The following is a 23,171-nucleotide window of genomic DNA, read 5'->3' as shown; positions in this document are numbered from 1 at the left end:
GGCGGATCTGGGACCATAGATGCTGTGACGACCCCCCAGCTTCCCTCCCTCGACGTGTTGCGCCAGCGCGCCGGACTTCTCTGGGACGCGTTGCCACCGGAAATTCTGGACCTCGCCGCTCGCTTCGAGGCGGCCGGGCATGAGATCGCCCTGGTGGGAGGACCGGTCCGCGACGCCTTCCTGGGACGCTCGAGCTCCGACATGGACCTGACCACCTCGGCGCGGCCCGAGCAGACCGAGCGGATCCTGAAGAGCTGGACCTCGACGACGTGGGACGTGGGACGCGACTTCGGGACCATCGGGGGTCGGCGCGGGGATCTCATGGTCGAGATCACCACCTACCGTGCCGACGAGTACGACGGCCAGACCCGCAAGCCCGTGGTCGCGTTCGGCGATGCGCTCGAGGGTGACCTCGCGCGACGCGATTTCACGATCAACGCGATGGCCGTGCGGCTGCCCGCGAAGGAGTTGGTCGACCTGCACGGCGGCCTCGAGGATCTCGCGGGTGGGCTGCTGCGCACCCCCATCGAGCCCGACGTGTCCTTTGCGGACGACCCGCTACGCATGATGCGCGCCGCACGATTCGCCTCGCAGCTGGGCTTCGAGATCGAGCCCGCGACGTTTGCGGCGATGGCGCGTTTGGCCGACAGGATCACGATCGTCTCGGCAGAGCGGGTGCGCGACGAGTTGTGCAAGCTCCTGGTGGGCGCGGACCCGCGCGCGGGCCTCGCCGCCCTCGTCGACGCTGGCCTCGCCACTCACGTGCTGCCCGAACTTCCCGCACTCAAGCTCGAGGTCGACGAGCACCACCACCACAAGGACGTCTACGAGCACACCCTCACGGTGGTCGACCAGGCCATCGCGCTCGAGACAGGACCCGACGGCGCCGTGCCGGGGCCTGATCTCACGTTGCGGCTCGCGGCGCTCCTGCACGACATCGGCAAGCCGCCGACGAAGCGCAACGAACCCGGTGGCGGCGTCTCGTTTCATCACCACGAGGTGGTGGGCGCGAAGATGTCACGCAAGCGCTTGAAGGAGCTGCGCTTCGACAAGGACACGGTGAAGGCGGTCACCCACCTGGTCGAGATGCACCTGAGATTCCACGGCTATGCCGACGCGCGGTGGTCCGACTCGGCGGTGCGTCGCTATGTCACCGACGCAGGCGAGCAGTTGGAACGGCTTCACCGCCTCACGCGCGCCGACGTGACGACGCGCAACAAGCGCAAGGCCGAGCGACTGTCGTTTGCGTATGACGACCTCGAGCACCGCATCGCCGAGTTGCGCGAGCAGGAAGAGATCGACGCGATCCGGCCCGACCTGGACGGCAACCAGATCCAGGAGATCCTTGGCATCGGTCCGGGGCGCGAGATTGGCATGGCGTACACGTTCCTCCTCGAATTGCGCATGGAGCACGGGCCGCTGGGCGAGGAACGCGCGGCCGACGAACTACGCGCCTGGTGGGCCTCCCGCTAGCCCCTCTCCTGCCGCAAATGTGGACATTTGCGGCACGAAACTCGATGTGGAGCCGCATTCTCGGCCACCAGGGCGCATGCCGGGGCGCCGTCGCCTAGCGTGGGCTCATGCTGACCCTTGCCCTGGGGATTCCGATGCTCGCCGCGCTTGCCGCTTCGGTGTGCCTGGTCCTCGTCGTGCGAGGCGGTCGACGGGCCGATGCCGTGGTGCGGCGCTATCCGCTCGTGCTTGTCACGTGGCTCATCGCCGGCCCTTTCGCGGCGGCGGCACTCTTCGGCATCCTCGTGGTGGGCCAGTTCGATGATGGCGCCACCTCCGACGACGTGTCCTTCCTGCTGATTTTGGGGATCCTCGCCGCGCTGTGCGTCGCGGTGATCGTGTGGGCCCATGTGCTCGGCCGTGGGCGGGGGCGACGCCCGTGGCTCCTCATCGCGATCGCCTCGCCAGGCATCGTCGCCGTGCTCTACGTCATGGTGCTCACGGTCACGGCGACACAGGTGCTGTGGAGCCTCGCCCTCGTCGTGATCGCGGCAGGTGCCATCGCGAACGGCATCCTCGCGGTGCGCGTGCACCGGGCTAGGATCGCTCGACCCGGCGTGCCTCAGGCGCCGATCGACGCCGCCTGACGTGGGGCCCGCGCGTACACCAACGCCACCGCGCCGTAGGCGAGCGCGACGACGAGCATGAGCGTGCGCGAGTATCCGTCGTCGGGCAGGGTGAGTCCGGCGATGACCGCCGCACCCACGAACGCCACGTTGTAGACCATGTCGTACAGCGTGAAGGCCCGCCCGCGGTACTCGTCGACGGTGTCGCGTTGCACGATGGTGTCGACCGCGATCTTGCCGCCCTGGACGGCACATGACACGATGACTGCGGCGGCCAGCAGCGCCCACGGCGCGCTCGAGATCGCCAGCAGCACCTGGCCGGCGGCGCCCACGCCCAGGCACCACAGGATCCAGGTTTGGCGCTCGACCCGCGCGCCCAGCATCGGAGTGAGGACCGCCGCGAGGCCAAAGCCGACCGCGGCAAATCCCACCACCAGGCTGAAGGCACCGAGCGCCTGCTCGGGCCGGTCGGGGTCGCCGAGGACGGAGCGAGAAATGAGGATCGACGCCACGAACATGAGCCCGTACAGCAGGCGCTGCGCGGACATGACCCCCAACGCGTGGAAGGGCGTGCGCCGGCGATAGAGATACCCGATCCCGTCGCCCAGCTCACGCACCAGGGCGCGCAGCCGCTCACCCACCTCGCCACTCGCAAGGGGATGTGCGGGGCCGAGCTCGTCGCGGCCCAGCAGCGTGGCGGCCCAGGACGCGCCGCCGAACGCAATTCCCGCCCCCACCAGCGCCGCAAAGGCGAGTCCGGCATCGGACACCTGTGGTGCCACGAAGGTGACCACGCCACCCACAGCCCCGCCGACGGCCGCCGCGATGGTGCCAAGGGTGGGCAGCACGGCATTGGCCGTCAAGAGTTCGTCGGTGGGGACCACGCGCGGCAGGCCGGCGGTCATGGACGCGAGCAAAAAGCGGTTGACGGACAGCGCGAGCAGCGCGAGCACGTACAGCGACCACAGGGGGCCGTCCGCGAGCAGCGCGGCCACAATTGCTCCCACCATCACGAGGCGCACCAGGTTGCCGAACAGCAAGATGCGCTGCCGCTTCCAGCGGTCGATGAGCGGACCCACGAAGGGGCCCACGACGGTAAAGGGCGCGAGGAGCACGGCGAAGCCGGTGGCGATCGCCTCGGGACTGGTCGCCGTCGTGGGGTCGAAGAAGAACGCGGCCGCGATGCCCACCTGGAACATCCCGTCGCCACCCTGAGACAGCAGCCGCTGGTACGTCAGGCGCCGAAAGCCCGCGAGATGCCACAGTGCGCGGACGTCGGAGGCGAGGGACACGCGGCAAGCCTAGGGGTAGACCCCGCGAATGCGGCGGCTCCTCGGTACTGTGACTCACGGTGCGCCGGCGCACCACCACGCATTCCACCAGGGGGTCTCCATGGGTTTCGCCGATGCCGTCCGCTCGGCCTTCGCCAACTTTTCTCGTTTCGAGGGCCGCGCACGGCGCTCCGAGTTCTGGTGGTTCTATCTCTTTATGATGCTCGCGGCGTTCGGCGGCGGACTCATCGTGATGGTCGTCGCCCTCCTCACGATCGTTCCTGGCTCGAGCGACGGTCAGGACCCCTCGGGCATCGCGATCGGCATCTATCTGGTGACCATCGGGCTGTGGCTCATCGGCATGCTGGTGCTGTACATCCCGTACCTCGCGGTGTGGGCGCGACGCCTGCACGACATGGGCCAGACGGGCCACTGGCTGTGGCTCGTGCTCGCAGGCGTCGGCATCGTGCCGCTCATCATGGCGTCCTTCGACTCCGAGGCCGGAGCGAACCGGTGGGGCCCGGACCCCAAGGCGCACCTGCGGTCGGCCCCGCCCTCGTGGGGTGAGCAGGCTCCTCCCGCCGGTTCCGTGCCGCCCGCCTGACCCGGCGACGCCCGTCCCGGAGCGCATTCCCGGTTTGGCGCCCGGCGAACGCCGCGTGCAATCGCGCCACGGGCGCGGCATGGTGGAGGGATGACTACACCTCAGCGCATTGCCATCGTCGGCGGCCACGGCAAGGTGGCCCTTCAACTCATCCCGATCCTCGTGGGGCGCGGGAAGCACGTGGTCCCGCTCGCCCGCAGCGAGGAGCAGCTCCTCGAGCTCGCCGCGCTGGGCACGCACCCTCGACGGCTCGACATCGAGAGCTCCACCGCCGAGGACTTCGCAGCCGCGTTCGAGGGCTGCGACGCGGTCGTCTTCGCGGCCGGCGGTGGTCCCGACGGCAATATTGAGCGTAAGCGCACCGTCGACTTGGAGGGCTCGACCAAGTCGATCGAGGGCGCCAAGCTGGCGGGCATTTCGCGCTTCGTGCAGGTCAGCGCGATCGGAGTCGACGCGCCCTTGCCCGACGACGCGGAAGACGTGTGGGCCGCCTATGTCGCGGCCAAGCGCGACGCGGATGCGGCCCTGCGCGACTCCGGACTCGACTGGACGATTCTTCGCCCCGGCGGCCTCACCGACGACGCCCCCACGGGCCTCGTCGAGTTGGCCAGCGAGGTCGAGCGCGCATACGTCCCACGAGCCGATGTCGCCCACGTGATCGCGGACAGCCTCGACCACGACGAGAGCATCGGCCAGCAGTGGGAACTCATCAGCGGTGACACCCCCGTGGTGCGCGCGCTCCAGGCGGCCACGGAGCGCTAGGGCGCGCCACCCGCAGACACCACGAGGCCCGGGCCACCCCCACACTGGGTGACCCGGGCCTCGCGTGCTGAGCGGACCGTGTCGAGCGATCCGCCCCGGGGACTAGCCGATGAAAGGCTTAACGCTCGACCTCGCCGGCGATGAAGGCCTCGAGCTGGGCACGGCCCTTCGAGTCCTCCATCTGGACGGGCGGGGACTTCATGAAGTAGGTCGCGGCCGACAGGATGGGGCCGCCGATGCCGCGGTCCTTGGCGATCTTCGCCGCACGGATCGCGTCGATGATGATGCCCGCCGAGTTGGGCGAGTCCCACACCTCAAGCTTGTACTCGAGGTTCAGGGGAACCTCACCGAAGGCCGAACCCTCGAGGCGCACGTACGCCCACTTGCGGTCGTCGAGCCAGGCGACGTAGTCGGAGGGGCCGATGTGCACGTCGCGGCCGTCCTTAATGCCGCCCAGCGGGCCGGTCAGGTTGGAGGTCACGGCCTGCGTCTTCGAGACCTTCTTGGACTCCAGGCGCTCGCGCTCGAGCATGTTCTTGAAGTCCATGTTGCCGCCGACGTTCAGCTGGTACGTGCGGTCGAGGCGCACGCCGCGGTCCTCGAACAGCTTCGCCATCACGCGGTGCGTGATGGTGGCGCCCACCTGCGACTTGATGTCGTCGCCGACGATCGGCACACCGGCGTCCTCGAACTTCTTGGCCCACTCGGGGTCGGACGCGATGAACACGGGCAGGGCGTTGACGAACGCGACGCCGGCGTCGATCGCGCACTGCGCGTAGTACTTGGCGGCCTCCTCGGAGCCCACGGGGAGGTAGCACACGAGGACATCGGCCTCGGTGTCCTTGAGGACCTGGACCACGTCGACGGGGGCCTCGTCCGACTCGACGATGGTCTGGCGGTAGTACTTGCCCAGGCCGTCGAGGGTGACGCCGCGCTGCACCTGGATGTCCGTCTTGGGCACGTCGCAGATCTGGATGGTGTTGTTCTCGGAGGCCATGGTGGCCTCGACGAGTTCCTTGCCGACCTTGAGCGAGTCCACGTCGAACGCGGCCACGAACTCGATGTCCGAGATGTGGTAGTCGCCGAACTGGACGTGCATGAGGCCGGGAACGGTCTCGCCGGCGGGCGTGTTCTTGTAGAACTCGACGCCCTGAATCAGCGAGGTCGCGCAGTTACCCACGCCGACGATCGCGACACGCAGTGAAGACATGCTTGATCTCTCCTTAGTTGTCATCCGCGGATGCGGTGTGCTTTTCTCCGCGGGATGCGGATCGTTCGTTTTCGATGAGCTTGTCGAGCCACTCGACCTCGCGCTCCACCCGCTCGAGGCCGTGACGCTGGAGCTCGGCGGTGTAGGCGTCGTGGCGGTCGCGCACGCGCGCCAGTCCCTGCGAGATCTCCTCGATGCGCTCCGACATGCGCGAGCGGCGGCCCTCGAGAATCCTGAGGCGCGTCGCGGAATCGGTCTTGGTGAACAGCGCGAAACGCACGTCGAAGGTGTCGTCGTCCCAGGCCGATGCCGTGGAGGAAGCCAGCTCGTCGTTCAGTCGCGCCTTGCCCGAGTCCGTGAGTCGGTACGCGATGCGTGAGCGGCGCGAGCCGGTCGCGCGCGCGCCGTCCTCGGCATCACCGACGATGAGCCCGGCCGCGACCATGCGCTTGAGACACGGGTACAGGCTGCCGTAGCTGAGGGCTCGGAACGGGCCCAGCTCACCCCCCAGACGCTTGCGGATCTGGTACCCGTGCAACGGCTGCTCCGCGAGCATGCCGAGGATCGCTAGCGACAAGACGTCCGTCTTGGCCATGCGTTCCTCCTTCGCTGTACGGGGGGCCGATGCTCCGGCTGGGTGACGTGGCCTACCGTCGGTAGGCGACGACCCACCATAGCAACGCGTTGTATCGCAACGATACATCGCGGTGCGTGTCGACGTGAAAGATCGACGGTCACGAAACGGCGTGCTCGTGCGTTGGATCGGATGATTGCTGCCGCGCGTCCCCGCGCGGACGCCCCGAGTTCTTGCCGCCTACTGCCTAGGGTTGACCCTGTGACCGACTCCTCGAAGAACCCCCAGCGCCGTTCGACGCGTCCGAGCACCGGCGCGCAGCCGCAGCGCGCCACCACGGGCGTCCAGCGCACCTCCGGCGGCAAGACCGCTAACGGCCTGCCGCAGTGGAGTGCCACAGGTGTCCACGCGACCACGGGAGCCAAGGGTGCCAAGACGGCCACGGCATCGGCCGCCCGTCAGCCCGCGACACAGACCGCCGGCGGCAAGGGCGGCTCCGGGGGCGGCAAGGGCGGAGCGGGGGGCAAGGAACCCCTGGGCTGGAAGGGGTGGCTCAAGCGCATCGGGCTGTGGCTCCTGCTCGCGATTCTCGCGGTGACCATCGCGGGCATCGTCGCCCTCGTCATCGCGTACATGCGGCTCGAGATTCCGGAGCCCGATGACTTCGCGCAGGCGCAGTCGTCGGTGTTCTACTACGCGGACGGCGAGACGGAGCTGGGCCGCCTCGGCGTCGCGGACCGTGAGTCCGTGGGCATCGACACGCTCCCCGAGTACGTGCCCCACGCCTTCGTCGCGGCGGAGGACCGCACGTTCTACACGAACCCCGGCATCAACATCCCCGGCATGGTCAAGGCTCTGTGGGACACCATCGTGCTGAACGAGCCGCGCGGAGGATCGTCGATCACGCAGCAGTACGTTGAGCGTTACTACGTGGGTGAGACCACCACCTCGATCCCCGGCAAGATCAACGAGACCCTCATGGCGCTCAAGATCGACCAGGAGCAGAGCAAGGACGAGGTCCTCGAGAATTACCTCAACACCATCTACCTCGGCCGCGGCGCCTACGGCATCGAGGCGGCCTCGCGCGAGTTCTACGACAAGCACGCGGCCGACCTCACGCTTGCCGAGGCCGCGATGCTCGCGGGCATCGTGCCCGCTCCCAGCGCATGGGACCCCAAGGAGGACCACGACAAGGCCGAGCAGCGCTGGAACTACGTGCTCGACGGCATGGTCGATGCCGAGTTCCTCGCGCAGGACGAGCGTGACGCGGAGACGGTCTTCCCCGAGCCCATCGAGTACTCGAACCAGGACATCTTCGCCGGGCCCGAGGGGTACCTGTTGCAGACCGCACTCGACGAGGTCGAGGCGAAGACGGGCATCTCTCGCGACGACGTCGAGTCGCAGGGCTACCGGATCATCACCACGATCGTTCGTTCGCACCAGGAGGCGGCCGAGGCGGCCGTCGCGGACATGCCCGACGACCACGCCGACAACCTCGAGGTGGGGGCTCTCACGATCGACGCCGACACGGGAGCGATCACGTCCATGTACGGAGGCGAGGACTACCTCGCCCGTCAGCGTAATGCGGTCACGCAGGACGTCGCCCAGGCCGGCTCGACCTTCAAGCCCTTCGCCCTCGTGGCGGGGCTGGAGCGCGGCATCGGCCTCGAGAGCCGCTACGAGGGCAATAGCGGCATAGAGTTCCCCGGCTTCGACGCGCCGGTGCGCAACTTCAACGACCGCGACTACGGCTGGGTCGACCTCATTGAGGCCACCCAGAACTCGATCAACACCGCGTACGTGGGCCTGAACGAGGACGTCACGCCGCAGGCCACTATGGAGACCGCGATCCGTGCAGGACTGCCCGAGGACACCCTCGGCCTCGAGGCGAACCTGTCCAACGTGCTCGGTTCCGCGTCGCCCCACGCGATCGACATGGCGTCGGCATACGCCACGTTCGCCTCGGGCGGCATCCGCACCACCCCGCACATCGTCGCCGAACTGCGCGACGCCGAGGGGCAGACCGCGTACGAGGCGGATCCCGAGTCCGAGCGCGTCTTCAGCGAGGACGTCATGGCGGACACCACCTACGCGATGCAACAGGTCGTCGAGGGTGGCTCGGGCCGCACCGCGGCCTCGCTCGGGCGTCCACTCGCCGGCAAGACGGGCACCTCGAACGACAACCGCTCGGCCTGGTTCGTGGCCTTCTCGCCGCAGATCGTCGGCGCCGTCACGTTGTACCAGGTGGGCGAGGACGGTTCGGCCGAACGCATCGATCCCTTTGGTGGCTATTCGCAGATCACCGGTTCGACCGTCCCGGCCGATGTGTGGACCGCGATGATGGGCCCCATCCTCGAGGACTACGAGGTCGAGGAGTTCCCCGAGCGTGCCGACGTGGGCGAGACCCAAAACGCGTGGACGCCGGAGCCGGAGCCCGAGCCCAGCCAGACCGCGTCGCCGACGCCCACGCCGGAGCCGAGCGAGACCGCAACCACCGAGGCACCTGAGCCGGAGCCGACGGAGACGGAGACGACCGAGGCACCTGAGCCGGAGCCGACGGAGACGGAGACGACCGAGCCGCCCGCGCCGGAGCCCACCGAGACGGAAACCACCGAGGCGCCCGCGCCTGAGGAGACCGGGGACGCAGACTCCGACTCGGCGGGCGACGGGGGTGGTGCCGGCGCCGAAGAGCCGGTGCTGCCCTAGCGTGCCGCTGTGACCGCCTGCTCCCGCTCCGCCTGCTGGCGCGAGCGGGGGTACCACGTGCGGTACTTCTTGATCTGGTTGAGCTGGTGGGCGGCGACGTACGCCCACCGGCGCGGCTGACGCTCGGCGCGGTTCCACAGCGGGTTGCTGACGGCTCCTGCCTTCCGTGCGCGCGCCACGGCCGCCTTGACGTCCGCGTCGATGAGGTAGCGCCTCATGAGCGCGCGCGGCACGACAGTGAAGACGTGTTCGCGGGTGGCAGGGTCTGACGCCACCACGGCATCGGCCCCCAATACCCAATCCCTCACGTATGCGACCGCCGGGTTGAAGCCCGAACCCGTGACGTAGTAATTGGAGCGCGACAGGCGCGGGTTGAGCTCGAACAGCACGACCTCGCCCGTGCGAGGGTCCACCTTCATGTCGAAGCTGCCCGCGCCCACCCAGCCGATGCCCTCGAGCATCCGCTCGAGCCCGGCGACCGTGGCATCGTCCGTCGTCGTCAGCACCACGGAGGAGTTGCCGAGCGTGCTGGGCGTGTGCTCCTGGAGCAGCACGTGACCGAACACGGTGCGCCGCGCGCGACCCGCGCGATCCACGTAGGTGTTGGTGATGCGCAGCGCCGAGTCGTCGCCAGGGATGAGGTCCTGGATGATGAACGTGTCGCGGTAGCCCGCGTCGCGCACTCGCGTGAGGAGATCGGTCAGCGCCTCGGGGGTGTCGACCGTGTGCACCTTTTCCTTGCCCGCGAATTCCACGTGGTGGTACGCGGCCGTCGAGCCGGCCTTGGCGATCACGGGAAAGCGCAGGTCCCCGGTGTCGACGTGGACGCCATCGGCGAGGTCGGCGACCACCGTGTGCGGGTGCGCCAGGCCGTATTCGCGGCACAGGTCCTCGAAGCCGTGCTTCGACGTCACCAGGTCGAGGAGTTCGACCCCGACGTACGGGATGACGTAGGTGGGCTCGAGTTCGGCGCGGTGCTCGACGAGGGTGCGCACCAGCCAGTCCGCGCTCGCGATCGCGATGAGGTCCGCGCCGGGGTGCTTGGCGGCGATGGAGAGCATGGCCGCGACGCACGCGTCCGGGTCGTCCATGTCGGGATGAACCTCGTTGATGACGATGTCCGAGTCACGCACCACGCCGTTGAGCGTGGTCGACATCAGGATCGACCGGATGCCGTAGGCCTCGTGGAAGGCGCGGGCGAGGGAGTAGCCGCCGATGTCGCCGCCCAGGATGACGGGGACGAGCGTGCGGCCCTCGATCTCGTGGGCGTAGGGGGCCGATGCAACACTTGCCACGGTCAAAATCCCGTCTCGGTGGGGTGCGGGTAATACTGCTTGTACTTGCGCGCCAGGCGCAGGTCGAGCGCCGTCACGTAGAGGCGGCGCAGGAGCGACGCGTCGCCGCGATAGCGCAGCGGGTGGAACACGCCGTGGCGTCGGCGTGCCCGGTCCACCTTGTCGCGCAGTGCCGGATCCAGCAGGTAGCGGCGCAGCAGCCGCCATGGCACCACGGAATACAGGATCTCGTCCGTGGGGGTTGCCGGAAGCGTGGCGTCACCGTCGGGGTGGGCCGCCGCGAAATGCTCGGGCAGCAGGTCGCGTGCGACGGCGTCGACCACGTTCACGCCGGCGGACGTGACGTAGTGGTTGTTGCGGCCAATACGCGGGTTCATCTCGAAGAACACGTTCTCACCCGTGCCCGAGTGGACCTTGTAGTCGAAGTTCGCGAAGCCGTAGTAATCGGCGGCGTCGAGGAAGCGCGCCGCCGCAGCAAACGCATCCTCGTCGACCCCGGTAAGAATGGCCGCGGGGATGCCCATGGTGCCCGGGGTGTGCTCCTCGAGCAGCACCTGGCCGCCCGCCATGAGAGTCACCCGGCCGGCCTTGTCGCGGTACGCCGTCAGGGAACGCATGTGGGTCTCGTCTCCCGGCACGAACTCCTGGACCAGGAACTCGCTGGGGTAGCCGGCGGCCTCAAGGTGGCCCAGCACCTCGGTGAGCTCCGCCTCGGTCTCGAAGTGGTGGATCTTGCTCTTGCCAGGGAAGGCGACCTCGAACCAGTCCGCGCTCGCGGACGGCTTGCCAATCAGGGGGTAGGCGAGACCGCGCTCCTTGATCGCGGCGAGCACGTCGCCGCTGGCGACCACGGCATCGGCCCTCTGTCCCGCGAACACCACCGACAGGCTGCGCGGTGTGCGCACGCCCACGCTCTCGCAGACCTCCGCGAACGCATGCTTGGACGACACCTTGTCGAAGGTCGCGAGGTCGCAAAACGGCAGGTGCCAGCGCGGGTCCACCTCGTCGCGGTGCTGCGCGAGCGTGCGCACATGCCAATCGAGGTTGGTCATCAGGACGAGCTCGTGGTCGGGGTGGTCCGCGGCGATGTGGTTGAGCCGCGCGATGATGCGCGCTGGCTCGTGGATCCCGGGCTCGATCACCCACGGGGCCAGCGTCGAGTAGCGGAAGAACGTCGTGACGACCTTGGCGACGACCATGACGTCCCAGCCGTACTTGTCGCGTGCCGCGCGCTGGAACGCGTAGGTGCCGATGTCCCCGCCGAGCGTGACGAGCAGGACGGGCTTGGTGCTCACGTAGGTGCCTCCTCAGGTCCGGCGCCCAGTCTACGAGTGCCGCGTCCCGCCGCCCCGCGTCCACGCCCCCGTACCGCTCAACACACACCTGCGGCGGGCGGGCAGCATGTGACGGGTGTGCATTCCCTCTAGCCCCGCGCGCCCCAGAGGTCACTGCTGTGTGTTGAGCGGTACACGACGCAGATCCCGCCTGGCGCCCACGCGGGCGCACGGGGTATCCTTGAGGGCCGCTCGTGTGGGCATCACCCGGTGTCGACCGCGCGGCAGCATCAACCCTCCTGCCATGGAACGTCCATGGCCGCTTAAGTCCAGAGGAGGTGGGTTACTCGATGCGTCAGTACGAAATGATGGTCATCCTCGATCCCGAGGTGGACGAGCGCACGGTTGCACCGTCGCTCGAGAAGTACCTGAACGTGGTCACGACCGACAAGGGCACCGTCGACAACGTCGACGTCTGGGGCCGTCGTCGCCTGGCCTACCCGATCAAGAAGAAGAACGACGGCATCTACGTCGTCATCAACTTCACCGCGGAGTCCGCGACGGCCAAGGAGCTGGACCGCCAGCTGGGCCTGAACGAGACGATTCTGCGCACCAAGCTGCTGCGTCCCGACGCCAAGTAGCACTGATCCCGACCGCAACCAATTTCTTAGACGAGACCTAGGGGAACATTCATGGCAGGCGAGACTCCGATCACCATCGTGGGCAACCTCACCGGCGACCCGGAACTGCGATTCATCCAGTCCGGCGCGGCGGTGGCCAACTTCACGGTGGCGTCCACCCCCCGCACGTTCGACCGTCAGTCGAACGAGTGGAAGGACGGGGACACCCTGTTCATGCGCTGCTCCCTGTGGCGCGAGGCCGCGGAGAACGTGGCCGAGTCGCTCACCAAGGGCATGCGGGTCATCGTGACCGGCCGCCTGGTGCAGCGTTCGTTTGAGTCCAACGGCGAGAAGCGCTCGGTTGTCGAGCTGCAGGTCGATGAGGTCGGCCCCTCGCTGCGTTACGCCACCGCCAAGGTGAACCGTACGCAGCGTCAGGGTGGCGGCAACTTCGGCGGTGGCGGCAACAACAACGGCGGCGGCTTCGGCGGCGGTGGTTTTGGTGGCGGTTCGGCTCCGGCTGGTGGCTCGAACAACGACCCGTGGGCCTCGGCCCCGGCGTCCGACGAGCCCCCGTTCTAAACACTTCATTTCACTTTTCAGGAGCAACAAGAATGGCTAAGCACGACATCCGCAAGCCGCGGAAGAAGGTGAACCCGCTCAAGGCGGCCAAGGTCGACAAGATCGACTACAAGGACACCGCTCTTCTGCGTAAGTTCATCTCGGACCGCGGAAAGATCCGCTCGCGCCGCGTGACCGGCGTGTCCGTCCAGGAGCAGCGCGAGATCGCGCGCGCGATCAAGGTCGCCCGCGAGATGGCCCTTCTCCCCTACGCCGGCTCCGGCCGCTGATCGGGGGTAAGAAGATGGCCAAGCTCATCCTGACCCACGAGGTCGCAGGCCTCGGCATCGCCGGTGACGTCGTCGACGTCAAGGACGGCTACGCGCGCAACTACCTCGTTCCCCGCAAGCTGGCGACCCCTTGGTCGGCCGGCGCGGAGAAGCAGATCGAGGCGATGCGCAAGGCGCAGCGCGCCAAGGAGATCGCGTCCGTCGAGGAGGCCCAGGCCGCTCGCGACTCGCTGCAGTCCGCCCCCGTCAAGGTGGCCGTGACCGCTGGCAAGTCCGGTCGTCTCTTCGGCTCGGTCACGCCGGCGGACATCGCCGACGCGATCGGTGAGCGCGCGAAGGTCGACAAGCGTCGCGTCCACATCGGCCAGCCCATCAAGGCGCTGGGCGAGTACGCGGTGCAGATCTCGCTGCACGACGACATCTCCGCGACCGTCACCGTCCAGGTGGTCGCCGCGAAGTAAGCGTCATCGCGCACAGGGGCCCGGTTCCGCCTTCCGGCGGCACCGGGCCCCTGTGCGTGGTCGGGGAAAATCTGTGGACAACGGGCCGACGCGACACGCCGGCGGGCGACACGCCGAGGACTTTTCGCGGAGTTCTGTCCACAGCCGTGGAGGCAACAAAGGTGCTGGTAAGTGGTGTTTTGGTGAACAAAGGCAGGCACTATCCACATTGCTGTCCACAGTCGTTCTCGGGCGTTATGCACAGGTCTTCCACGTGTGGGAGCCACTTGTCCACCGGTCCGTCCACGGGCGGGATCGGCACGGGTTTGTGTCGCCTGGGCAGGGGCCTTATCTTGACGTGTCCCCTCGCGCCTGAGCCGACGATGTCACAGGGGCGAGGCAAGGTAGACAGCACGGCCCACCACGGGGCCAGACGGCCAAGAAGGGAGCGGCGAGCAGATGTCGATCGACGAGCTTGAGGCAAGTTACGGTGACGAGCCGCGCACGTTCGAGCGCCTGCCTCCGCAGAACCTCGAGGCCGAGCAGTCGGTGATCGGCTCCATGCTGCTGTCGAAGGACGCGATGGCAGACGTCATCGAGATGATCCGCTCGGACGACTTCTACAAGCCGGCGCACGAGAAGATCTTCGACGTCGCCGTGAAGCTGTACAACGGTGGCGACCCGGTCGATGCCCTCACCGTGGGCGCCGAGTTGCAGCGCACCGGCGAGCTGTCGCGCATCGGCGGCGCGGAGTACCTCCACACGCTCATCTCGGTCGTGCCGTCCGCGGCGTCCGCGGGCTACTACGCCAAGCTGGTGCGTGAACAGTCGATCCTGCGCCGCCTGGTCGAGGCGGGCACGCGCATCGCGGCGATGGGCTACGACGGCGATGGCGCCGAGATCGACCTGGTGGTCGACGGCGCTCAGGCCGAGATCTTCGCGGTCACGGAGCGGCGCAACTCCGCCGATTACCTGTCCATCGGCGACATCATGGAGGCCACGCTCGAACAGATCGACGCGTCGTCCTCACGCGACGGCTCCATGCTGGGAGTCCCGACCGGCTTCACCCAACTCGACGAGCTCACCGGTGGCCTACAGCCGGGCCAGATGGTCGTCATCGCGGCGCGTCCCGCCATCGGTAAGTCGACGCTGGGCCTCGACATCGCGCGCTCGGCCGCGATCCACCACAACAAGGCCTCCGTCATCTTCTCGCTCGAGATGAGCCGCGAGGAGATCACCAAGCGCATGCTTGCGGCAGAGGCCTCGGTGAAGCTGACGCGTCTCACGAAGGGGCCGATGGGGCCCAACGACTGGGAGCGTCTGGCGCAGACCGCGGCGCAGATCGCCAAGGCGCCGCTCTACATCGACGACTCCCCCAACATGACGCTCATGGAGATTCGCGCCAAGTGTCGTCGCCTGAAGCAGCAGCACGACCTTCAGCTGGTGGTCCTGGACTACCTGCAGCTGATGAGCTCGGGCCGCAAGGTCGAGTCGCGCCAGCAGGAGGTGTCCGAGTTCTCGCGTGCACTGAAGCTGCTCGCCAAGGAGATCGAGGTGCCGGTCATCGCGATCTCGCAGCTGAACCGTGGGTCCGAGCAGCGCGGCGACAAGAAGCCCATGCTCTCGGACATGCGTGAGTCCGGCGCCATCGAGCAGGACGCGGACATCGTGATCCTGCTGCACCGTGAGGACGCGTACGACCGCGACAACCGTCCGGGCGAGGCAGACTTCATCGTCGCCAAGCACCGTGCGGGTCCCACCGATTCCATCGCCGTGGCCTTCAAGAAGGACTACGCCCACTTCACGGACATGGCGCCGGATATGTAGGTGCGGTGCGCCCGTCGAGCCACGCAGTGTCCGGTTCGGGGGGCACTCCACGCCTCACGCGAAGCGGTGGGTGCGCCGACCGTGCCGGGTCAGTGCCGAGGCGGTGCGCTCGACTCCCGCTCGACGAGTTCGAGCGGCACGATGACGTCGGGGATCGCGTGCAGGTGGGTGCTGCCAATCTGGCTCAGCACCATGCGCACGAGCTCGCGCCCCATCTGAGGGAAGTCCTGGCGAATCGTGGTCAGCGGCGGCACCGAGTAGCGGCTGAGCGAGATGCCGTCGAAGCCCATCACCGAGATGTCGTCCGGCACGGTGCGTCCCGCGGCGTGCAGGGCCAGCATCACACCAAACGCCATTTCGTCATTCGCGCACATCACGGCGGTGACCGCGGAGTTTGCCGCGAGGGCGCGACCGGCGGCATAGCCGGACTCGGGGGTCCAGTCGCCGACGAGCGGTGCATGAATCTCCGCTCCCCTCTCGGCCAGCGCCGTGCGCCAGCCGGCGGTGCGCAGGCGGGCGGGCTCGGAGTCCGCAGGCCCTGCTACGAGGTGCACGGTCGGGTGCCCCAGGCTGAGGAGGTAGGCGGTAGCGCTGCGTGCGCCGTCGTACTCGTCGCTCACCACGCGCGGATACCGACCGTGCGCGCGTGAGTCGGAGACGACCACGGGCATGGTGGGCGGCAGCGCAAGCGGGTCACCCGCGCCACCCTCGGCGCGCATGACGATGATGCCGTCGACGGTCTGGTGCTGAAGGCGCCGGGCCGCGGGCTCCCATTCGTCAGAGGTGGTGTCGTGGGCGCTCAGCAGCGTCACCGAGTAGTCCTCCGCCTCCGCGGCGCGCAGGATGGCGTCGGTGGTGAGCGCCTCACCGGTGCGGTCAAAGCGCCGGGCGAGCAGCCCGATGGAACCGTAGCGCCCGTCGCGCAGCGCCCGGGCGGCGCGGTTGGGCGAATAGCCCAGCTGTTCCATGGCGCGCAGGACCTTGTCGCGCGTCTCGGGACGGACCACCTCTGCCCCGGTCGAGACCCGGGAAACGGTCTGCGCGGAGACCCCCGCGAGGCGCGCCACATCCCCGATCGACGGACCCCGTTTCACTCCGCCGCGTGCCTCGATGCGCGCCATGGAGGGATTGTAGGGGTATCGCGAAGATTCGCGCGATGTTCACGTTCCCATCGCGTCATGTGAACGTTCTAGATGCCTGGAATGCCTTTACCGGATCGTGATGTGGCGCGTGTTCCGTCGGAACTGTCACCGCGCTATGTTTACCTAAACAACCCCGTGGGGAGTGCAGCCGACAGCGATGTCGGCCCGCAGTGCCCGTCGCCGATGACGGCCCATCCGCTCGGGGAAGTTCGACCCGGTGGGCGTTCGACGTGGTGCGCTCGTTGTCCGGGCATGACCCGACCAGAAGGGTGGTCAATGATGACCAAGTTTCGTAAAGGACTCACTTTCGCCGCGGCCGCGACTCTCGCGTTCTCTCTGACCGCCTGCTCGAGCGACGACGGCTCGGAGGGTACGGAGGGCACCGACGGCGGCTCGGGAGAGGCCGCAGCGGCCGGCGACAACTCGCTGACCGTGTGGGCCTGGGACCCGGCGTTCAACATCTTCGCGATGGAGGAGGCGGAAAAGGTCTACCAGGAGGAGCACCCCGACTTCACCCTGGACATTCAGGAGGTGACGTGGGAGGACCTGCAGCCTCGCCTGACCACCCTCGCGCAGTCGCAGGAGTTCGGTGAGCTTCCCGACATCTTCCTCATGCAGAACAACGCGTTCCAGAAGAACGCACTGAACTACCCCGACCTCTTCACGCCCATCACCGACTCGGGTGTCGCGTTCGACGAGTTCCCCGCCGGCGTCACCGCCTACTCGACCATCGACGGCGAGAACTACGGCGTGCCCTTCGACGCCGGTACGGCGATCAGCGCGCTGCGTACGGACATCCTCGAGGAGGCCGGCCTCACGGTCGACGACTTCACCGACATCACCTGGGACGAGTACATCGCCCTGGGCGAGCAGGTGCTCGAGGCCACCGGCAAGCCCATGCTCTCGGGCATCGCGGGCGAGCCCGACACGATCCTGATGATGCTGCAGTCGGCGGGCCAGAGCCTCTTCGATGCCGAGGGCAACCCCACCATCACCGACAACGAGGCGCTGGCCTCCGCGATCGACCTGTACTCGCAGATGGTCGAGAAGGGCATCTACCTCGAGGTCAACTCGTGGGACGAGTACATCGGATCGCTCGTCAACGGCAACGTGGCAGGCACCATCAACGGCATCTGGATCTCGGGCTCGCTGCAGACCGCCGAGGACCAGGCCGGCAACTGGGGCGTGACGAACCTGCCCATCGTCGACGGCGTCGACGGCGCGACCCACTACTCCGCCAACGGCGGATCCTCGTGGGCCGTCAGCTCCAACGCCAACGTCGAGCTCGCCACGGACTTCCTGGCCTCGACCTTCGCCGGCTCGACCGAGCTGTACGACACCATCCTGCCCAGCGCGGGTGCGGTGGCGAACTGGCTGCCCGCCGGTGACTCGGACGTCTACTCCGAGCCCCAGGAGTTCTACGGTGGCCAGCCCATCTACGCCGACGTGATCTCGTTCGGCGCCGAGGTTCCGGCCAACAACACCGGCGCCTACTACTACGAGGCTCGTGACGCCGTGGGTGTGGCGATCACGCAGATCATGGGCGGCACCGCTCCCGCCGACGCGCTCGGCGAGGCTCAGTCCACCGTCGAATTCGCGATGAACTAACACCACCTCGGACAGGGAGGGGGTCGGTCTGCCGGCCCCCTCCCACACCCCCAAGGGAGTATCTCGTGTCAATGATGACGCCTGTGGTGCGGCCGGACCGCGCCACCACGACCCCCGCGAAGCGCGCGAAGGGTACCCCGCGGTATTCCTCGCCTGCCGCTCGCCGCCGCAGCCTTACCGGCTGGGCGTTCCTGATCCCCGCCGCCGCCCTCATCGGCATCATGATGTTCTGGCCGATGTTCCAGGCCCTCATCCTGTCCTTCCAGACCGGGCGCGGCAGCAACCTGGACTGGGCCGACCCGCTGACGTTCAACTACGACCGTATGTTGGACGACGACATCTTCCGCCTCACCCTCACCACGACGCTGCTGTACCTGGTGATCCAGGTGCCGATCATGCTGGTGACGGCGCTGGTGCTGGCGAACATCCTCAACAACCCGCGCCTCAAGTGGAAGGGCTTCTGGCGCACCGCCATCTTCGTCCCCGCGGCGATCTCGCTCGTGTCCTACTCGCTCGTGTTCCGCACCATCTTCGCGACCGACGGGTTGGTGAACGACGCGCTCATCTGGGTCGGGTTTATCGACAATCCCATCAACTGGTTGGGCGAGACCAACACCGCCCGCCTGGTCATCATCCTCGGCCTGCTGTGGCGCTGGACGGGGTTCAACGTCATCTTCTATCTCGCGGCGCTGCAGAACATCGACCCGACGACGCTCGAGGCCGCGAAGATGGACGGCGCCGGTCCCATCCGCACCTTCTTCTCCGTGACCATCCCGCAGATGAAGCCCATGATCCTGCTCACCGTGATCATGTCGACCAACGGCACCATCCAGATGTTCGACGAGTCCTACAACCTCACGCGAGGCGGGCCCGCGAACACCACGATGACCATGTCGCACTACCTGTTCGACGTGTCCTTCCAGAACAACCCCAACTTCGGCTACGGCGCCGCGCTGTCCTACGTGATCCTCATCATCGTGGCCGTGCTCGCCGCCATCCAGATGAAGGTCGGTGACAAGCGTGACTGACGTGGCAATGAAGCCTTCCAAGGCGCCCACTCGGACCACGGCCCGGTGGCGCGAGGTGCCCAAGTATGCGTTCCTCAGCATCGTCGCGTTGCTGTCGATCGGGCCGCTGTACTTCATGGTGGTCTCCGCGACCAACACCACGCAGGACGTGCTCGGCTCGAGCATGCTGCCCGGCACCAACCTCATCGCGAACTGGCAGTCCCTCACCGAGTTCCAGGACGTGGGCTCGGCGATGTACCACTCGATCATCAACGCCGTGGCGACGACGGTCCTCGCGCTCGTGGTCTGCTCGATCGCCGGCTACGGCTTCGAGGTCTATCACTCGCCCAACAAGGACCGCCTCATGTGGGTCCTCATGCTCGCGATGATGATCCCGTTCGCCGCGACGATGATCCCGCTGTTCCAGTTGTTCGCGGATGCCGGCCTGGTGAACTCCACGTGGGCGGTGGTGCTCCCCGCGATCGCCACCCCGCTGCTCATCCTGCTGTTTCGGCAGTCGGCGCGCAGCTTCCCGCACGAGATCATCGAGGCCGCGCGCATCGACGGCCTCAAGGAGGTCGCGATCTTCTGGCGCATGTTCGTGCCGACCATGAAGCCCACCTATGCGGCGGCGGCGGTCATCACGTTCATGACGGCGTGGAACAACTTCCTGTGGCCCAAGGTCATCCTGGTGAACCCGGATTACCAGACCATGCCCATGCTGATCTCGAACTTCACGGGCGGCTACGTGATCGACTACGGCGCGCTCATGCTCGCGGTGCTCATCACGTCCCTTCCCACCATCATCATCTTCTTCGTCCTGCAGCGCTCCTTCGTCGCAGGCTTCACTGGAGTCGTCAAGTGACCTTTGACATCGCCCGCATCACCGATCCCGAGTACGTCTGCGAGAACCGCCGGCCCGCTCACAGCGATCACCGCTGGTTCGCCTCTCACGAGGAGGCCGCCAGCGGCGCCAGTTCGTTCGAGCAGAGCCTGAACGGCCTGTGGAAGGTCCACCACGCCAAGAACCCGTCGATGGTGATCCCCGGCTGGGAGGCGCCCGGCTACGACGTGGACGGCTGGGACGACATCCCCGTGCCCGGCCACCTGCAGATGCATGGGTACGACCGCCCGCAGTACACCAACGTCCAGTACCCGTGGGATGGGCTGGAGGACCTCGAGCCCGGCCAGGTGCCCAGCCGCTGGAACCCTGTCGCCAGCTACGTGCGCCCCTTCACGCTCGAGCGCCCGCTGGCCGACGGCGAGCGCCTGAGCGTCACCTTCCATGGCGCCGAGTCCGGCATCGCGCTGTGGCTCAACGGCGCGTACATCGGGTGGGCGACCGACTCATTCACGCCGAGCGAGTTCGACCTCACCGACCACCTCGTGGACGGCGAGAACCGCCTGGCGGCCCAGGTGTTCCGGTGGACCGCCGCATCCTGGCTCGAGGATCAGGACTTCTTCCGCTTCCACGGCCTCTTCCGCGACGTCACCCTCTCCCGCCGCCCCGCGACGCACCTTGAGGACCTCAAGGTCTCGACCGAGGTGGCGGCGGACCGAGCCAACGCGACCATCGCCCTCGACACCCGTCTCGAAGGCGCCGGCACCGTTCGCGCCACCCTCGCGGGCGGCGAGGGATTCACGGCCGATGCGTCCGGTCGCCTCAGCGTGACCCTCACCGATCCACACCTGTGGAGCGCCGAGGACCCCTACCTGCACGTCGCCACCCTGGAGGTGCTCGACGAGCACGGCAAGGTGACCGAGGTGGTGACCCAGCGCATCGGCCTGCGACAGGTCGTCATCGAGGACGCGCTCATCAAGGTCAACGGCGAGCGCGTGGTGTTCTATGGCACCAACCGTCACGAGTTCGGGCCGCGCGGACGCGTCATGACGCGCGCCGAGATCGAGGCGGACCTGCTGCTGATGAAGCGCGCCAACATCAACGCGGTGCGCACCAGCCACTACCCCAACCAGTCGGCCTTCTATGAGCTGTGTGACGAGCTGGGCCTGTACGTCATCGACGAGATGAATCTCGAGACGCACGCCATGTGGGACAAGGTCGCCTACGGCGAGCTCACGATCGAGCAGGCGCTGCCGGGCGATCGTCCCGAGTGGCGCGCGGCCCTGCTCGATCGCGCCGCGAGCATGTACGAGCGCGACAAGAACCACGCGAGCATCGTCATCTGGTCGCTCGGCAACGAGTCCTTCGGCGGCTCCGTGCTCCTCGAGACGGGCGACTGGTTCCGCGCCACAGACCCCAGCCGTCCCGTGCATTACGAGGGCGTTCACTGGGACCCGCGCTACCCGCAAACCACGGACATCACGAGCCAGATGTACACGTTCGCCGAGGACGTCGAGAAGCACCTGGCCGAACACCGCGACAAGCCGTTCCTCCTGTGCGAGTACGCGCACTCGATGGGCAACTCGTTCGGCGCGGTCGACAAGTACATGGACCTCACCGAGTCCGAGCCGCTGTTCCAGGGCGCGTTCATCTGGGACTTCGTCGACCAGACCCTGCCGCTGACCGACCGCTACGGCGTCGACTTCCTGGGCTACGGCGGCGATCACGGCGAGGCCCCGCACGACGCGGAGTTCTCCGCCAACGGCATCGTCTTCGCCGACCGCACCCCCACGCCCGCGTACCAGGAGGTGCGCTACCTCTATCAGCCGCTGCGCACGGTGATCGGCGACCGCGACTTCCAGGTCCGCAGCCGCCGGCTCTTCACCGGCACCGGCGACCTTGAGGCGGTCGTCACGCTGGCCCGTGAGGGGGTGACGCTCAGCACCGCGACGGTCGACGTCGACGTTCCCGCGGGCGAGACCCGCACCTACCCGCTCCCGTTCGCGGTGCCCGCCGACGGCGAGCACACCGTCGAGGTGTCCTTCCGCCAGCGCGCCTCGACAGCGTGGGCTCCCGCCGGCTACGAGGTCGCCTGGGAGCAGGCGGTCGTGGGGGCTGTCGCTGCCAGGGTGACCACGGCATCGGCCCCCAGGGTGGTCGAGTCGACGCACAACATCGGCGTGCACGGGCCGCACTTCTCGGTGCTGTTCTCGCGCCTGCACGGCGGCCTCATCTCCTACCGCTACGGACGCACCACGGACGGCGGCCGCGAGCTGCTGCGCGACATGCCGCAGCCCAGCTTCTGGCACGCGCCCACGTCCAACGAGCGCGGCTGGAACATGCCCTTCCGTGACGGCCAGTGGCTGCTCGCAAGCCGCTACCGCCAGCGCCGCGAGGGCTGGGAGAAGCCGCGCGTCACGCACCACGACGACGGCGTCAGCATCACGTACGGCTTTGAGCTGCCCACCGTGCCCGTGAGCGAGGTCGACCTCACGTATCGCGTGGACGGCGACGGCCACGTCGCGGTCACCGTCGACCTGCGTCCGGGAGAGGGCCTGCCCGACGTGCCCGAACTGGCATTCCTCCTCACGGTGGATGCCGACCTCAGGAACCTCACCTGGTACGGCGAGGGACCCCACGAGAGCTACGTCGACCGCCGCGGCGCCGCCCGTCTGGGCGTGTACTCCGCGGACGTGCGCGAGCAGCTCACCCGGTACATGCGCCCGCAGGAATCGGGCAGCCACACGGGAGTGCGCTGGGCCGAGGTCGTGGACCGTGCCGGTTACGGCGTGCGCCTGGACGCGGATACCCCCATGGAGCTGTCGGCCCTGCCGTGGACGCCGTTCGAGATCGAGAACGCGCGTCACCCGAACGAGCTGCCGCCCATCCACCACACCGTGCTGCGACCCGCCCTCATGCGCCGCGGCGCGGGAGGCGACCAGTCGTGGGGCGCCATGACGCACCCCGAGTACCGCGTGCCGACGGGTGATCTCACGTTCACCTTCGGTTTCCAGGGAGTGCTGCGCTGACCGGCGCGGCCACGCACGGCGCCGTCCTCACC

Annotated in this window: 20 protein-coding genes; 14 read left to right on the top strand and 6 right to left on the bottom strand. The window is 67.8% G+C overall.

Going from position 1 to position 23,171, the window contains the following annotated elements; all coding sequences use genetic code 11:
* Positions 1-24 precede the first annotated feature (24 nt).
* Positions 25-1,473: a CCA tRNA nucleotidyltransferase gene (locus B7K24_RS02175; protein WP_234986516.1), complete on the top strand. Its 1,449-nt coding sequence runs from the start codon at positions 25-27 to the stop codon at positions 1,471-1,473.
* 107 nt (positions 1,474-1,580) lie between these two features.
* A complete protein-coding gene (locus B7K24_RS02170; protein WP_084128399.1) occupies positions 1,581-2,099 on the top strand; it encodes a hypothetical protein in 519 nt (172 codons plus the stop codon).
* Here the strand turns inward: B7K24_RS02170 and B7K24_RS02165 are convergent.
* A complete protein-coding gene (locus tag B7K24_RS02165; protein WP_084128398.1) occupies positions 2,075-3,370 on the bottom strand; it encodes an MFS transporter in 1,296 nt (431 codons plus the stop codon). The genes B7K24_RS02170 and B7K24_RS02165 overlap by 25 nt on opposite strands.
* Before the next feature lie 100 nt (positions 3,371-3,470).
* Between B7K24_RS02165 and B7K24_RS02160 the strand changes: the two genes are divergently transcribed.
* Together B7K24_RS02160 and B7K24_RS02155 are read left to right on the top strand one after the other, a co-directional pair.
* Positions 3,471-3,953, top strand: a complete 483-nt coding sequence (locus B7K24_RS02160; protein WP_159449113.1) for a DUF805 domain-containing protein — start codon at positions 3,471-3,473, stop codon at positions 3,951-3,953.
* Positions 3,954-4,043: 90 nt separating this feature from the next.
* Positions 4,044-4,715 carry an SDR family oxidoreductase gene (locus tag B7K24_RS02155; protein WP_084128394.1) on the top strand — a complete coding sequence of 224 codons (672 nt, stop codon included), beginning with the start codon at positions 4,044-4,046 and terminating at the stop codon, positions 4,713-4,715.
* A gap of 118 nt (positions 4,716-4,833) precedes the next feature.
* Here B7K24_RS02155 and B7K24_RS02150 read toward each other — a convergent pair whose 3' ends face one another.
* Together B7K24_RS02150 and B7K24_RS02145 are read right to left on the bottom strand one after the other, a co-directional pair.
* A complete protein-coding gene (locus B7K24_RS02150; RefSeq protein WP_084128392.1) occupies positions 4,834-5,925 on the bottom strand; it encodes an inositol-3-phosphate synthase in 1,092 nt (363 codons plus the stop codon).
* Positions 5,926-5,938: 13 nt separating this feature from the next.
* Positions 5,939-6,520 (bottom strand): PadR family transcriptional regulator, encoded by a 582-nt coding sequence (locus B7K24_RS02145; RefSeq protein ID WP_084128390.1) that lies wholly within the window; start codon positions 6,518-6,520, stop codon positions 5,939-5,941.
* Positions 6,521-6,760: 240 nt separating this feature from the next.
* On the opposite strand from B7K24_RS02145, the gene B7K24_RS02140 reads away from it, so the two are divergent.
* Positions 6,761-9,205, top strand: a complete 2,445-nt coding sequence (locus tag B7K24_RS02140) for a transglycosylase domain-containing protein (protein WP_159449112.1) — start codon at positions 6,761-6,763, stop codon at positions 9,203-9,205.
* Here B7K24_RS02140 and B7K24_RS02135 read toward each other — a convergent pair.
* Both B7K24_RS02135 and B7K24_RS02130 read right to left on the bottom strand, forming a co-directional pair.
* Positions 9,202-10,500 carry a carboxylate--amine ligase gene (locus B7K24_RS02135; RefSeq protein ID WP_234986515.1) on the bottom strand — a complete coding sequence of 433 codons (1,299 nt, stop codon included), beginning with the start codon at positions 10,498-10,500 and terminating at the stop codon, positions 9,202-9,204. The genes B7K24_RS02140 and B7K24_RS02135 overlap by 4 nt on opposite strands.
* Positions 10,501-10,502: 2 nt before the next feature.
* On the bottom strand, positions 10,503-11,795 hold the full coding sequence (locus B7K24_RS02130; protein WP_084128387.1) for a hypothetical protein: 1,293 nt from the start codon (positions 11,793-11,795) through the stop codon (positions 10,503-10,505).
* Between the two features lie 329 nt (positions 11,796-12,124).
* On the opposite strand from B7K24_RS02130, the gene rpsF reads away from it, so the two are divergent.
* From rpsF to dnaB, 5 genes are all read left to right on the top strand, one after another.
* Complete coding sequence (gene rpsF / locus B7K24_RS02125) at positions 12,125-12,415, top strand: 30S ribosomal protein S6 (RefSeq protein ID WP_084079592.1); 291 nt, start codon at positions 12,125-12,127, stop codon at positions 12,413-12,415.
* Between the two features lie 51 nt (positions 12,416-12,466).
* Positions 12,467-12,976, top strand: a complete 510-nt coding sequence (locus B7K24_RS02120) for a single-stranded DNA-binding protein (RefSeq protein ID WP_084128385.1) — start codon at positions 12,467-12,469, stop codon at positions 12,974-12,976.
* Between the two features lie 32 nt (positions 12,977-13,008).
* Positions 13,009-13,245: a 30S ribosomal protein S18 gene (rpsR, locus tag B7K24_RS02115; RefSeq protein ID WP_084079523.1), complete on the top strand. Its 237-nt coding sequence runs from the start codon at positions 13,009-13,011 to the stop codon at positions 13,243-13,245.
* A gap of 14 nt (positions 13,246-13,259) precedes the next feature.
* Positions 13,260-13,706: a 50S ribosomal protein L9 gene (rplI, locus tag B7K24_RS02110; RefSeq protein WP_084099945.1), complete on the top strand. Its 447-nt coding sequence runs from the start codon at positions 13,260-13,262 to the stop codon at positions 13,704-13,706.
* Positions 13,707-14,144: 438 nt separating this feature from the next.
* Positions 14,145-15,512: a replicative DNA helicase gene (gene dnaB, locus B7K24_RS02105; protein WP_084128383.1), complete on the top strand. Its 1,368-nt coding sequence runs from the start codon at positions 14,145-14,147 to the stop codon at positions 15,510-15,512.
* Between the two features lie 89 nt (positions 15,513-15,601).
* Here dnaB and B7K24_RS02100 read toward each other — a convergent pair whose 3' ends face one another.
* Positions 15,602-16,633 carry a LacI family DNA-binding transcriptional regulator gene (locus B7K24_RS02100; RefSeq protein WP_084128381.1) on the bottom strand — a complete coding sequence of 344 codons (1,032 nt, stop codon included), beginning with the start codon at positions 16,631-16,633 and terminating at the stop codon, positions 15,602-15,604.
* Positions 16,634-16,933: 300 nt separating this feature from the next.
* Here B7K24_RS02100 and B7K24_RS02095 point away from each other — a divergent pair, with 300 nt between their 5' ends.
* The 4 genes from B7K24_RS02095 to B7K24_RS02080 all read left to right on the top strand — a co-directional run bounded on the left by B7K24_RS02095 (position 16,934) and on the right by B7K24_RS02080 (position 23,139).
* Complete coding sequence (locus tag B7K24_RS02095) at positions 16,934-18,262, top strand: ABC transporter substrate-binding protein (RefSeq protein WP_084129210.1); 1,329 nt, start codon at positions 16,934-16,936, stop codon at positions 18,260-18,262.
* A gap of 71 nt (positions 18,263-18,333) precedes the next feature.
* A complete protein-coding gene (locus B7K24_RS02090; protein ID WP_234986575.1) occupies positions 18,334-19,290 on the top strand; it encodes a carbohydrate ABC transporter permease in 957 nt (318 codons plus the stop codon).
* Positions 19,283-20,134, top strand: coding sequence for a carbohydrate ABC transporter permease (locus B7K24_RS02085; RefSeq protein WP_234985676.1), 852 nt, complete (start codon positions 19,283-19,285; stop codon positions 20,132-20,134). Before B7K24_RS02090 ends, B7K24_RS02085 begins: the two co-directional genes overlap by 8 nt.
* Positions 20,131-23,139 (top strand): glycoside hydrolase family 2 TIM barrel-domain containing protein, encoded by a 3,009-nt coding sequence (locus tag B7K24_RS02080; RefSeq protein WP_084128379.1) that lies wholly within the window; start codon positions 20,131-20,133, stop codon positions 23,137-23,139. Before B7K24_RS02085 ends, B7K24_RS02080 begins: the two co-directional genes overlap by 4 nt.
* Positions 23,140-23,171 lie beyond the last annotated feature (32 nt).

This window comes from Demequina sp. NBRC 110055 (assembly GCF_002090135.1).
GTDB lineage: Bacteria > Actinomycetota > Actinomycetes > Actinomycetales > Demequinaceae > Demequina.
This window is presented reverse-complemented; position numbering and strand designations above follow the sequence as displayed.